The following is a 13,502-nucleotide window of genomic DNA, read 5'->3' on the forward strand; positions in this document are numbered from 1 at the left end:
CGCGATCTGTCCGTTTTTGGGGAGGTGTTAACACAGTGCTGAAATACCTCGTACAGGTAATACAAAATTCCCTTACCACCGGTATTCTTGTGGCGTTGCTGTTTGCTCTGGCACGCTTGGATGGCAGACAAAGGGTTCAGAAATGGCTCTTGGGGGGATTTGCGGCAGGAATTGTTTCCGCTTTGATTTTATCGGCTTTCAAGCATATGACGGTGCTGATTAATCGGGAATATTGGAACATTGGCATTTTATCTGTGGCAGTGGTATCCGGAATCTTGTTTTTTGTGTTTTCTTGGGGGATGCTGCAAAAAAAGCAGCCCCGGCTTCAGGAAAAAATCTCAGCCGGTGTTTATGCGGTTCTGGCAGCTTCGCTTTTGCTTTACTGCCTGCCGGATCTTTTTTTGTATCCCACAGAGTTTGCAGGGGTAGGGGAAAGTGCGCTCAGCACCGATTTTTTATTTAAGATGATAGGATACCTGGGCGGCCTTCTGGTTGTGGTGCTGTCCGGGCTGGCGCTTTATCAGGCGGGAAGCGGATTAACTCTTCGTCTGGTGCGCATATTGGTAACCGCCGGTCTGGCGCTGAATATGCTCAATCAAATTGCAGCTATTGTGCAGCCCCTTTTGGCGCGGCGGATCATTCCCATGAAAAAATGGCTTTTTGAACTGATTAAGCCGATTATCAACTATAACCGGTACTTTTTGTATGCTCTGATGATTTTGACGCTTTTGATCCCGGTGATTTTGTGGGTGAAAAGCCTGCGCCCGAAAGAGACCTTTTCCAACCCGGCACAGCACCGGAAAATCCGATCTGCGGCACGCAGGCAGCGGCGCTGGTGTGCGGTGGTATTGACAGGATATCTTCTTTCGGTGCTCAGTTTAACCGTGGTCAAAGCCTATTCTGAAAAAGAAGTAATTTTGTCCCCGGCAGAGCCAATGAATATTGTGGGGAGCGATATTGTCATTCCCTTGGGAAATATCAACGACGGCCATTTGCACCGTTTTGAATACACGGCTTCTGACGGGACAGAGGTTCGATTTATTGTCATTAAAAAAAGTTCCGCCGCTTACGGCGTGGGGCTGGATGCCTGTGATATCTGCGGGCCCACGGGGTACTATGAGCGGGACGACGAGGTAATCTGCAAGCTTTGCGATGTTGTCATGAATGTTTCCACCATTGGGTTTAAGGGCGGCTGCAATCCGGTTCCCTTGGCTTATACCATCAGCGACGGCAACATGGTAATAAAGGTGCAGAGTCTGGAAGACGAAAAAAAAAGGTTCGCGTGAGGAGGTGACCCTGTGTTCTGGAGAATGGTAAAAGGTGCGCTGTTTCGTCAAAAAGGAAAAATGATGATGATAGCGTTTACAATTGCTTTGGGCGCTTCCCTAGCCACAGCTATGCTGAATGTAATGCTAGATGTGGGGGATAAGGTGAATCAGGAACTGAAAACCTATGGCGCGAATATTAACGTGATGCCAAAGGGCGCTTCTTTGCTGGACGATTTGTACGGTGTGGAAGAAGGCTCCGGCGTGTCGGATCAATACCTTCAGGAATCGGAGCTTGGCAATATCAAAACCATCTTTTGGGCGTTTAATATTGTGGATTTTACTCCGTATCTGGATACGAAAGTAAAACTGGATTCCCACAGCAGCGAAGTGAAGCTGGTGGGCACCTGGTTTGATCATCATATGGATCTTCCCACGGGGGAATCCCTGAATACGGGCATGAAAAATATGAAAAGCTGGTGGGATGTTTCCGGCCAGTGGCTGACCGATCAGGAAGAGGATTCTGCCATGGTGGGCAGCTTGGTGGCAGGAAGAAACCAGATTCAGGTAGGGGACACCATAACCATCGCATCCGGCGGGCAGTCAAAACAGCTGAAAGTCAAAGGCGTTTTTGATGCCGGCAGCGATGAGGACGAACGAATTTATGTGCCTTTGCATGTGGCGCAGAAATTAGCAGGAAGAACCGGGCTTGTCAGCAGTGTGGAGGTCAGCGCCCTGACAACACCGGATAACGAACTTTCCCGCCGGGCAGCGCAGAACCCCAAAAGCCTTTCCATTAAGGAATGGGAAACCTGGTACTGCACCGCTTATGTGAGTGCAATTTGCTATCAAATCGGGGAAGTAATTACGGATTCGGTGGCAAAGCCCATCCGTCAGGTGGCGGAATCGGAAGGTGCCATTCTGGAAAAAACACAGCTTTTAATGCTGCTTATCACTATTTTAAGCCTGATCGGTTCGGCTTTGGGAATTTCCAACTTGGTAACGGCCAGCGTAATGGAACGAAGCTGTGAAATCGGTTTGCTCAAAGCGGTGGGGGCCCATAATTCCCCGGTATCCCGGCTGGTGCTCACCGAAATTTTGATTACCGCCATCATTGGCGGTGTGGCCGGGTATTTTGCCGGACTTGGATTTGCCCAGATTATTGGGCATTCGGTGTTTGGTTCGGCCATTGAAATCAAACCGATGGTGATTCCACTGGTGGCCCTTTTGGTGGCCCTTGTAACATTGGCAGGAAGTATTCCGTCTATCCGGCTGCTTTTATCGCTGCGCCCGGCGGAAGTCCTGCATGGCAGGTGATTCCATGAAAAAACAATCGATGTATTTTAAGATGATAGTCAGCTCGCTTATTCGCCGGCGCTCCAGAATGCTGGTGGCGCTTTTGGCGGTGGCGATCGGTGCCACGATTCTTTCGGGCCTTGTCACCATTTATTACGACATTCCCCGGCAGATGGGACAGGAATTCCGTTCCTATGGCGCCAACCTGATTTTGGTGCCTTCCGGTGAGGAAGGGAATTTCGGAGAAGCCTCGGTTCAAAAGGCACTGGAATTTATCCCAAAAGAGGATGCAGTGGGAATTGCCCCTTACCGTTATGAAACGGTGAAGATCAACGAGCAGCCCTTTTTGGCAGCCGGCACGGATATTGCACAGGTGCAAAAGACAAGCCCCTACTGGTTTGTTTCCGGCCAATGGCCCGAAAGCAAAGGCACGGTGCTGATTGGCCAGCAGGTGGCCGATTTAATTCGCTTGTCCCCGGGGGACGCCTTTACCATTGCAGGAACAGATTCCACCGGAAAAATATTCAAACAGGACTTTACCGTGTCCGGCATTGTGCAAACCGGGGGTTCGGAAGAAGAATTCCTTTTTATGGATCTTTCGGATCTGGAAGGGATGATGGGCAACAGCGGTAAGCTGGACGTGGTGGAATGCAGCATTTCTGCGCCGCAGCAATCCCTTCAAAACATTGTCAGTCAGATCAGTGACAATGTGGATGAGGTAACCCCCCGTTTGGTAAAACGTGTTACAGAGTCTGAGGGAACGGTTCTGACAAAGCTTCAGGCTTTGGTCTATCTGGTTACGGCGGTGGTGCTTCTGCTGACCATGATTTGTGTTGCGACCACCATGATGGCGGTTGTGGCAGAACGGCGCAAAGAGATCGGGCTGAAAAAGGCGCTGGGTGCTCCCAACAAAAGTATTATACTGGAGTTTTTAGGAGAAGGACTGTTTTTGGGCGGATTGGGTGGAATTTTGGGTGCTGTGCTGGGCTTTGCGTTTGCACAGACGGTTAGTATGAATGTGTTCAGCCGTTCCATTTCGTTCCAGCCCCTTTTGGTGCCGGCTACGCTGGCGGTTTCTATTGTGATTACCGGCCTGGCGTGCCTGATTCCCGTCCGAAGCGCAACCGAAGTGGATCCAGCCATTGTGCTGCGCGGCGAATAAAGGAGGAAGAGCATCTTGAATTTATTAGAGCTTCAGGATATTTCAAAAATCTATGGTAATGTAAAGGCTTTGCAGAATGTAAATTTAACGGTTTCTCAGGGGGAATGGCTGGCCATTATGGGGCCTTCCGGCTCCGGAAAAACCACCATGATGAATATTATCGGGTGCATGGATAAGCCCTCCAACGGATCCGTGATTCTGGACGGCGTGAATATTTCCAAAGAAAGCGCGAAAAGCCTGACCAATATCCGGCGCGATAAAATCGGCCTGATTTTTCAGCAGTTTCACCTGATCAATTATCTGACTGCGCTTGAGAATGTTATGGTGGCTCAGTACTATCACAGCATGCCCGATGAAAAAGAAGCCATGCAGGCTTTGGAACGGGTGGGGCTGGGCGGCCGGGCAAAACATTTGCCCAGCCAGCTTTCGGGTGGTGAGCAGCAAAGGGTGTGCATTGCCCGGGCGCTTATTAATTACCCGATGCTGATTTTGGCGGACGAGCCCACCGGAAATTTGGATGAAACCAACGAGAAAATCGTAATGGATATTTTTCAGCAGCTTCATAAAGAAGGCAGTACCATTGTTGTGGTAACCCATGATGCCGAAGTGGCCGAAGAGGCACAGCGCACCGTGGTGCTAGAACATGGGAAAATTGCCCGAATTATTGAAAATGAGAAATGGAACGAGAGGAATGCCTTATGAACAGAAAGATTGCGACGGTAGCTTTTTCTTTGGCATTCGCGTCTATGCTGTTGTCGGCGTGCGGGGAAGGCACCGGTGCAGCCGCATATAAGGACGGAACCTATATTGGAAAAAGCTCTGAAGATGACCGGGGAGCATACGGAGAGGCTACCATCACCATTCAAAACAGTCAGATTACCGATTGCCAGTTTGTCACATGGCAAAAGGACGGTTCCAAAAAGGATGAGAATTACGGAAAAGTAAACGGAGCCATTTCCAATCCGGACTATTATGAGATGGCCCAGCTGGCCGTAAAAGCCATGGAAGAATATGCGCAAAAGCTGGTCGAAGTTCAGAATCTGGAGGGCGTAGATGTGATATCCGGCGCGACGATTTCTCACGATCAGTTTCAGGAAGCGGTGAGAAACGCTTTGGAAGAAGCGCAGAAGTAGGCGATTTTCAAGGGTATGGGGAACCGCTATGAAACAGAAAAAGCCACAGGATCAGACCAAAAGTCTTTTACAGGATGCTCAAAATCCTTCCATGGAGGAACAAGAAGAAAAAATCTTTTTTTCCATGGGAACCATTATGGGGTTCCTTTTGCATGGCCCCCATGCCCGAGAGACCCTAAAAGCCGCCGAAGCCATTACGGTGAAGCTGGATTCTCTTTTATCCCGGAAAAAGGCAGACAGTGAAATTTCTTTGCTGAACCGCTCCCCGGGTCAATGGATTCGGGTGCAGAAGGATACCGATATGGTGCTGCGGGAAGCGCTGCGGTATGCAGAGCAAACCGGCGGCCGGTATGAGCCCTGTGTCGGCTCGCTGGTAGATTTGTGGGAGTCTGCCCGGCAGGGGAAAAAACTTCCCGGCAAAGAGGCGATTACCCAAGCTTTGGCCTGCTGTGATTATCGCAGCCTTCAAAGGGACAGAAGGGGCCGTTACCGGCTGCAAAAAGGAGCCGGCATTGATTTGGGTGGAATCGGGAAGGGCTATGCTGCCGATCGAGTGGCGGCATTGTGCCGAAAACAGGGTGTTTCTTCTGCTTTGTTTTCATTCGGAAGCTCTTCCATTGCGGCGGTGGGAACCAAGCCCGACGGTTCCCCTTGGCGGGTGGGCTTAAAAACAGCTGATTCGGAACAGATTCGGTTATTTGGAGTCGTCCGTTTAAAAAATCAATTCTTGTCCACTTCGGGGGATTATGAGAAAAGTTTTCAAATAGACGGGCACAGATATCATCATATTTTAGAAACGTCCACCGGGTATCCGACGGATAATGGATTGCGCTCGGTGACCGTGATTGCGGAAAGCGGAGCAATGAGCGAAGCATATTCCACCGCGTTATTTGTCATGGGTCTGGAAAAAGCCCTGAACTTTTACAAATGCCAAGGCGGATTTGAAGCAATTTTTTTTACATCGGATCAAAGAATCGTTTGCACGCCGGGGGCGCGTGAACTATTTGAACGAAAAGAAGGCTCTTTTTCTTCTCAGGATACGCAAAGAGAAGGGTTCAGGAGGTAATGAATATGAAAAACAGAAAAATAGCCGGCCTTGCAGTGGCCCTTTTGGGACTGCTGATTTTCCTTGTGCCGGTTGCGATATTCCCGCCTTGCACGGCGCTGATTGAAACAGCATCGGGCGGCACAACACCGATGAAATGCCATTGGACGGGGCAGGCAGAAATCGGAATCGGAATTTTAATTCTTTGCGGCGGTGTATTGCTTACCGTATTTCAGTCGCAGCTGATTCAAATCGGGATTAGCATGATGACCGCTTTGACCGGTGTTTTAAGCCTTTTGGTTCCCACCGTGTTGATCGGCGGCTGCAAAATGGAAACCATGCCTTGCCGGGCAGCTACTTTCCCTGCATTGATTGTGTTAAGCCTGCTGGTAATTGCCGTTTGTGCAGCAAATGTTGTTGCGCTGTGGCGGAGCAACCTGAAATCAAAGGAGTAAAGACATGAACAGGAAACCGTTAACCACTGTAAATATTTCGCTTCATACCCTGAAGCGAAAGCCTTTTCGGACAGCCGGGCTGATTTTGCTTGTGGCTATGTTTTCCTTTACGCTTTTTGGTGGGACAGTGCTGTCCAAAAGCCTGGAAAAAGGAATGAACAGTTTGTCCCAAAGAATGGGAGCCGATATTTTGTCGGTGCCTTATGGATATGAAGCGGATCTGCAAAGCGCATTGCTGCGGGGAGAACCCAGCACCTTTTACTTTGACGCCGGGGTAACCCAAAAGGTGGCCGGTGTGGAAGGCGTGGAAAAGGTATCCCCCCAGCTGTACATTGCAACGCTCAGTGCTTCTTGCTGCTCTTATCCCATTCAGCTCATCGGTTTTGATCCGGAAACGGATTTTGTGATTCAGCCGTGGGTGGCCGGATCTTTGGATCATTTGCTGGCGGATGGAGAGATTGTGGTGGGTAACAGTCTGGAAGGGGAAGTCGGGCAAAAGCTGAAATTCTTTGACAATTCCTTTCGGGTTGTGGGCCGTCTGGAAAAAACCGGTATGGGGTTTGATACTTCCGTATTCATGAATCTGAATACCGCCAAACAGGTGGCAAAGGATTCTGAACGGCTTCAGGCACATCCGGTGGCGGAAAATGCTGACTTGATTTCTTCTGTTATGGTAAAAGTGAAGAATGGATATGACGGGAAAACCGTTGCTAACAATATCCTTCAAACCTATGCCAAAGACGGGGTACATGTAGTAGTAGCCAAAAACATGATCAGTGAGATTTCTGGCAGCCTGAGCGGCCTGACGGCTTATCTCTATATTTTGGCGGGCATCTTGTGGATTTTGGCAGTAGGCGTGCTTCTCATTGTGTTTTCTGTCACCTTGAACGCACGGAAAAAGGAATTCAGTATTTTTCGGGTTTTGGGTGCACCCAGAAGCAAACTGGTGGGCCTGATCCTTTGGGAATCTTCGTTTATCAGCCTGTTTGGTGCGTTGGCCGGAATCATAGCGGCTTCCCTTGTGGTGTTCCCTTTCCACACCTATATCGGTTCGCTGACCGGCTTGCCCTATCTACAGCTGTCCTTTGGGTCAATCCTGTTCACCGCAGCAGTCAGCTTCCTAATCTCCTTTGTGGTTGGCCCGATCGCTTCAGCGTATTTTGCAATCAAAGTCAGCCGGAGTGAGATTTATACTGCGATAAAGGAGAATGAATGATGCTGTTGGAAATAAAAGGGCTAACGAAACAGTATAAGCTCGGGGAAGCGCTGTTTTCTGCGGTGGAACAAGTGGATTTGTCCATCGACAAGGGTGACTTTATCAGTATCATCGGGCGTTCCGGCAGCGGAAAAAGCACGTTTCTGAATATGCTTGCCGGACTGCTGAATCCGACTGCCGGCAGTGTAGAACTGGACGGCATGGATATTTACTCTTTAAAAGAACAGGAGATTTCACGGCTGCGCAATACCCGGCTGGGGTATATTCCCCAAGGCTCTTGCGCTCTTTCCAGCCTGACAGTGTTTGATAACGTAAGGCTGCCGTTTTTTCTTTCCAAACGGCAGGGGGATTCTGCGGGCAGGGCGGCATATCTTCTGGAGCAGGTGGGCATCTCTCATTTAGCCGAGCAGTTTCCCTCTCAGCTTTCAGGTGGAGAGCTGCGCCGTGTTTTAATCGCCAGGGCACTGATGAATGAACCGGATCTGCTCATTGCGGATGAACCCACTTCGGATTTGGATGTGGAAACCACCCGGGAAATCATGGAGCTTTTTGGGCGGATTCATCAGAGCGGCACAGCAATTTTGCTGGTGACCCATGAACTGGATACGTTGGAATTCGGCAATCGAGTGCTGACCATGGCGTCCGGGCGGTTGACGCAGGGGGTGCACATTTCTTCCGTAAACACTTCGCAAATAAATTCTGTTCCCAAAAATCAATAGAACCTAAAGCTTTCGGTGCTGTATTGGTACAGCGCCGAAAGTTTTTTAAAATAACGAGAAAGATAAGGTTCCAAATGATTGGATACAGTAAAGATTAAATAAAATATAAAAATGATTGCTGCAGATAAATGGATAAAAAGCAAAGTCATCATGAAACAGAAAGCGGCTGTGCCTTCCGGCAGCGGACTTGCCCAACGGAAATATACTCTGAACCGGAATCTGCGGCTTCTTTAGCGAAAAATAATCAGATATGGGACACCACACCAGCCGTACAGAGCAACCATAAAATTGTATTTATAACTGCGAAATATAACAATAAGTCGCTGTATGGGATGAATCAACTGCTTAATTATTATCCTGAACAATTCATGCAGTCCGCAGAATGATAAGGCGGTTGCCCTTTGATGAAAGGGAAGCATATACAGACCGGTGTTACTATGATATAATCTAAGTTAGCTAAATCTAACCACGCTGTCTTCATAGAGGTGCCGTATGTACATACAGAACAATTCATCAAACTTTACACAAAGGGAAATCGCTGCCGCGCTTCAAATATGGAACCGGGCGGCTGTTTCCCTTTTGGATATTCGACACAATTTAATTTCCCCAGAAGAAGCATTGCACGGCTATCGACTGCCTGCCAGTGCTTTTGTTTATACCAGCGGCGGCAAAGCAGAGGTTCTTTTAAACGATACTGCATACAATGCGGAACGTTTTGGCCTGTTCCACAGCGCCAAGGGAACAGAATTAAGCATTGAGCCCCGTTGCGACTGGCTGGAATATTACATGGTTCTGTACAAAGCCGTAGAACCACCTTTTCGCAGGGGCGAGTATCTTCGATGGATGGAGCAGGTCAATCCATTCCGACAACAATACGGCTTTGCGCCAAAGAATCCAATCTTTTTTTCAGAAGAACTGCGAAAAATGTACGAGAAATGGAAAGGCCCCACACCTCTTACTATTTTTTATGGCAAAGCAGTATTTTACCGCTTTGTGTATGAGATTTATGAGGAACTGGAGCAGGGCCATATCCACGTTTTTGAGCCGGATGTGATTGCTATGGCTCAAAAGTATTTCAATGAGCATTATAGCGAAGCCGTTTCTATTCAGAATATGTGTGACGTTTTGGGAATCAGCTACAGTCACTTTCATCGGAGCTTTAAACAGCAAACGGGGAAAAGTCCACAAGAATATTTAATACAAACTCGCTTAGCTGCAGCGCAGGAATTGTTAAAAAACAAAGGGTCTACCATTCGAGAGGTGGCCGGATACTGTGGTTTTCAAGACGAGCGGAATTTTCAGCGCCTGTTTTTGAAACACACCGGACTATCCCCCCATGCCTACAGAGAGAATACACCGCTTTGTGTGAGAGGTGAAACCGTGGGCAAGTTGATTCCTTTTCTTTATAATGAGGAGAGTCGAGTTAGTCCTGACGAACTCAAAGAAAAAGGAGCAACTTTTATGTTTAAACCAACACGAAGCAAAGCGGTGGTTGCGGCGGCACTGTCGCTTATGCTGCTGATGTCCGCTTGCGGAACACCCCCCGCAAGCAGTACGGATTCTGCAACAGCAGTAACTGGCCAAGTAACAGAATCGGCAGAAGAAGGAACGAGGACAATCAGCACGGTTATGGGTGATGTAGAGGTTCCGGTCAATCCAAAACGGATTGCGGTTTGGGTATATGAACAGGAACTGTATTCTCTGGGGGTAACTCCGGTGTCGGTTTCTCCCGGCCATTATGAGGATATGTGGCCCGACATCAAAACTTTCAGCTATGCACCCGAAAAAGAGGAACTATTAGCTCTGGAGCCGGATTTGCTTATTACCTATGATGACGCATCTTTCTTTGAAAATTACCAGAGCATTGCGCCGGTTATTTGCATACCGCTATCTACACCCGCGGAAGAAACGCTGAGTTTTATCGGGGATCTGCTCAATATGTCCGACCAGGCAAATGCGTTGATTCAAACGTTTAACAAACAGGTGGATCAATCGAAAGCCACGATTGATGCACTGGGTGCATCCGGTAAGACGGCTGTCCTGATTGAACCGCTTGGAGGAGATATCTGGATCTATGACAACGCATATGGCAGGGGCGGTGCTATCCTTTATGATTATTTGGGATTCAAAATCCCGAAGATCATCAGCGATCGCTTGGGAGATCAGCATTTTCTGAAAATATCATTAGAAGTGCTCCCGCAATATTGTGACGCAGACTATGTTGTTGTAGTAACAGGAGATTCCTATCATGACCTGAAAGAACGGGAAATATGGAAATCGATGCCTGCTGTTAAAAACAACCATGTCATTGAATATGACCCGTCGCAATACGACGGCAGAGGGTTGGACAAAAAAACACTGAACTTTTTTACAGACTGGCTGGTAAACAACTCGGAATCACATTGACCAGATCATTTTAATGGTTGTGCGTATGTAAGGCAAGAAAAGAAGCTGCACATCGTCATATATACAATGCCCTTTTGTGTGTGATATAATTAAAGTTAGCTAAAGTTAACTGCTGTATTTACCATAGAGGTGCCTGTATGTATATCGATAAAAACAAATCTTATTTTACACAAAGGGAAATCGCCGCCGCGCTCCAAATATGGAACCGGGCGGCTGTTTCCCTTTTGGATATTCGCCACAATTTAATCTCGCCAGAAGAAGCGTTGCACGGTTACCGACTGCCCGCCAGTGCTTTTCTTTATACCAGCGGCGGCAAAGCAGAGGTTCTTTTAAACGATACCGCATACAATGCGGAACGTTTTGGTCTGTTTCATGGCGGCAAGGGAACGGAATTAAGCATTCAGCCCCGTTGCGATTGGCTGGAATACTATATGGTTCTGTATAAGGCTGTGGAGCCATCGACACACAAAAAGGCGTATGCCAACCTGCTTGAAGTCACCAATCCATTCAGGCAGCAATACGGTTTTATGCCGGATAACCCGGTTTTTTTGTCCGAGCTTCTTCGGAAAATGCACGAAAAATGGATAGGGCCTACACCCTTAAATTTATTTTATGGGAAAACTGCATTTTATCAGCTGGTCTATGAAATTTATGAAGAACTGGATAAGGGGCACATCCCCGTTTTTCAACCGGATATTGTAGCAATGGTACAGCGCTTTATGGATGATTCTTATGCGCAGAATATCAGCATTCAGGAAGTGGCAAACGTTTTCAGCGTGAGTTACAGCCATTTGCACCGGATTTTTTCCCGCAAAGTGGGCAAATCTCCGCAGGAGTATCTGATGGAAACACGTTTGAATGCCTGCAAATCTCATCTGGCGAAAGGCAAGCTGTCGATGCGTGAGATTGCCAAAGGCACGGGCTTTTCCGATGAATATCATTTTAACCGTATGTTTGTGCGTCATGTAGGAATCACACCAGGCGAATACAGAAAGAAAATGACAATGGATATGAGAGATTCTGCTATTGGTAACCTGGTTCCTTTTCCGTATAATGAAGAGAGTCAAGTTAGTCTTGGCGAACTCAAAGGAAAAGGAGCAACTTACATGTTGAAAGAGATACGAAGCAAAGCGGTGGCGGCCGCGGCGCTTTCTCTGATGCTGCTGATGAGCGCATGCAGCACGGCACCCGCCAATACTGGCGGTGTGGATTCTGCGCCGACTTCAGCGGTAGCATCACAAATATCAGAGACGGAACAAGGCACAAGGATTGTACATACCGTTATGGGCGATGTAGCAGTGCCCGTAAAGCCTGAAAGTATTGCATCGTTCGGTATGCCGGGCGATCTGGTCGCAATTGGGGTGATACCCGTATGTGGTGACAGTGAAGCCCGGTTATTTGACGGACTTTTGTCTTCGGATCAATATGTTTATACGGCAATGAAAGATTATGAAGCAATCATGGAGTGCGAGCCCGACTTAATCATTTTGGCCAATGCGCCAGAGAAGGAAATATACGATAAGCTTTCAGCAATCGCACCCACGGTTGTTGTAAATTCAAATTCCCTCAGCACAAGGGAGCGCATTGAGTTTACCGGCGATCTTGTTGGGCAGACCGTGGCAGCCAAAGATGCCATGAATCAATTTGAAAAGAAGGCAGAAGCTTGCCGCAAAAAATTAGAAGATGCAGGGATCCGTGGCAAAACCGTGACAGTAATGGAAGGAAACTATTTGTTTGGGGACAAATATGGCCGCGGTGCGGATATTGTATATAACTATCTTGGTCTTTCTGCCCCTGAAAAGCTGCAAGCGGTATTTTCCAGCGGTAAGCTGGCTTTCGAAGTATCGATGGAGGTAATGGAACAATATTGCGGGGACTATATCATTCGCTCTGTTTGGGATGGTTCTGAAAATCTTGATGAAAATGCTGTCTGGAACAGCATTCCGGCTGTCAAGCAAGGTTACGTAATCGAAGTTGACTTTACCGATTATTTTGCAAGAGACCTTTATACTTCCACGAAACAGCTGGAGGATCTAACTCAGGCTTTTCTTGCTTTGAAGTAGCTGTACTTGCAGTCAAAGTGATTTAGAATTTGGTGAAACATTTTTCGCTTTCCTTTTCTGTACAAGCCATATAAAATATGTTATTATACGATTAGAAAAGACTAACACGCGAAGCTTGGCATAAAGGGGTGCACAGTATGCATACATTAAGCGGAGAAAAAAATGTTTTTCACCGCGAGACTATCGCCGACGCCATCCGTATCTGGAATGACGCGGCGATTTCTCTTTTTGATATCCGCCACAATTTAATCTCACCTGAAAAAGCTTTGCACAGTTACCGTCTTCCTGCCAGTGCTTTTCTTTATACCAGCGGCGGCAAAGCAGAAATTATGCTGAATGACACTTCCTTTGCTGTGGATCGCTTCGGTCTGTTCCATGGTGGAAAAGGCAAGCTGTTTCCGTATAATAAGCGATGATAGTTAGCAAAGACAAACCAAAAGAGGAACCATCCAAAAGAATGAATTTATCATGGAAAGGATCTATACATATGCAAAACCCTCCCGCAAAGCAGCCAAAGCGCGGCGTTGCCCGCTTTACGCTGTACATGCTGGCAGGGGTTGGGCTTCGGGTTCTGATGTCGGCGGCATCGATCAGCTTTGGCGCCGCCGTTTCATATTGGGAGCGAAGTTGGTTCCACTACTAAGCAAAAAAGCCGCGTCAAGCTGTGCCTGCACTATCATAAAAACACCTACTCCAAAAAGCAAAAAAGACGATTCTTTTCGGCATGAGAAACCAAAAAGAA

General features: G+C 47.8%; 13 protein-coding genes. All 13 read left to right on the forward strand.

Annotation, left to right across the window (positions count from 1 at the left end):
• Positions 1-35: 35 nt before the first annotated feature.
• The 13 genes from C1A02_RS11465 (at position 36) to C1A02_RS13550 (ending at position 13,403) form a co-directional block, all read left to right on the forward strand.
• Positions 36-1,286, forward strand: a complete 1,251-nt coding sequence (locus C1A02_RS11465) for a DUF2318 domain-containing protein (protein WP_101698376.1) — start codon at positions 36-38, stop codon at positions 1,284-1,286.
• Positions 1,287-1,298: 12 nt separating this feature from the next.
• The gene (locus C1A02_RS11470) at positions 1,299-2,582 is read left to right on the forward strand and encodes an ABC transporter permease (protein ID WP_101698377.1); all 1,284 of its coding nucleotides are present in this window, start codon (positions 1,299-1,301) and stop codon (positions 2,580-2,582) included.
• Between the two features lie 4 nt (positions 2,583-2,586).
• A complete protein-coding gene (locus C1A02_RS11475) occupies positions 2,587-3,723 on the forward strand; it encodes an ABC transporter permease (RefSeq protein WP_101698603.1) in 1,137 nt (378 codons plus the stop codon).
• A gap of 15 nt (positions 3,724-3,738) precedes the next feature.
• Positions 3,739-4,425, forward strand: a complete 687-nt coding sequence (locus C1A02_RS11480; RefSeq protein ID WP_101698378.1) for an ABC transporter ATP-binding protein — start codon at positions 3,739-3,741, stop codon at positions 4,423-4,425.
• Positions 4,422-4,856, forward strand: a complete 435-nt coding sequence (locus tag C1A02_RS11485; RefSeq protein WP_101698379.1) for an FMN-binding protein — start codon at positions 4,422-4,424, stop codon at positions 4,854-4,856. Before C1A02_RS11480 ends, C1A02_RS11485 begins: the two co-directional genes overlap by 4 nt.
• 28 nt (positions 4,857-4,884) lie before the next feature.
• Positions 4,885-5,922: an FAD:protein FMN transferase gene (locus tag C1A02_RS11490; RefSeq protein ID WP_101698380.1), complete on the forward strand. Its 1,038-nt coding sequence runs from the start codon at positions 4,885-4,887 to the stop codon at positions 5,920-5,922.
• 5 nt (positions 5,923-5,927) lie between these two features.
• Positions 5,928-6,356: a DUF4418 family protein gene (locus tag C1A02_RS11495; RefSeq protein WP_164997201.1), complete on the forward strand. Its 429-nt coding sequence runs from the start codon at positions 5,928-5,930 to the stop codon at positions 6,354-6,356.
• Between the two features lie 4 nt (positions 6,357-6,360).
• Positions 6,361-7,572: an ABC transporter permease gene (locus C1A02_RS11500; RefSeq protein WP_101698382.1), complete on the forward strand. Its 1,212-nt coding sequence runs from the start codon at positions 6,361-6,363 to the stop codon at positions 7,570-7,572.
• Positions 7,569-8,291, forward strand: coding sequence for an ABC transporter ATP-binding protein (locus C1A02_RS11505; protein WP_243577999.1), 723 nt, complete (start codon positions 7,569-7,571; stop codon positions 8,289-8,291). The genes C1A02_RS11500 and C1A02_RS11505 overlap by 4 nt, the downstream gene beginning before the upstream one ends.
• A gap of 492 nt (positions 8,292-8,783) precedes the next feature.
• A complete protein-coding gene (locus C1A02_RS11510; RefSeq protein WP_101698384.1) occupies positions 8,784-10,697 on the forward strand; it encodes an AraC family transcriptional regulator in 1,914 nt (637 codons plus the stop codon).
• Between the two features lie 137 nt (positions 10,698-10,834).
• Positions 10,835-12,760, forward strand: a complete 1,926-nt coding sequence (locus C1A02_RS11515) for an AraC family transcriptional regulator (protein WP_101698385.1) — start codon at positions 10,835-10,837, stop codon at positions 12,758-12,760.
• 137 nt (positions 12,761-12,897) lie between these two features.
• Complete coding sequence (locus tag C1A02_RS11520) at positions 12,898-13,176, forward strand: hypothetical protein (RefSeq protein ID WP_101698386.1); 279 nt, start codon at positions 12,898-12,900, stop codon at positions 13,174-13,176.
• Positions 13,177-13,247: 71 nt separating this feature from the next.
• A complete protein-coding gene (locus tag C1A02_RS13550) occupies positions 13,248-13,403 on the forward strand; it encodes a hypothetical protein (protein WP_164997202.1) in 156 nt (51 codons plus the stop codon).
• Positions 13,404-13,502: the final 99 nt, after the last annotated feature.

This window comes from Clostridium minihomine (assembly GCF_900240385.1).
GTDB lineage: Bacteria > Bacillota > Clostridia > Oscillospirales > Acutalibacteraceae > Faecalispora > Faecalispora minihomine.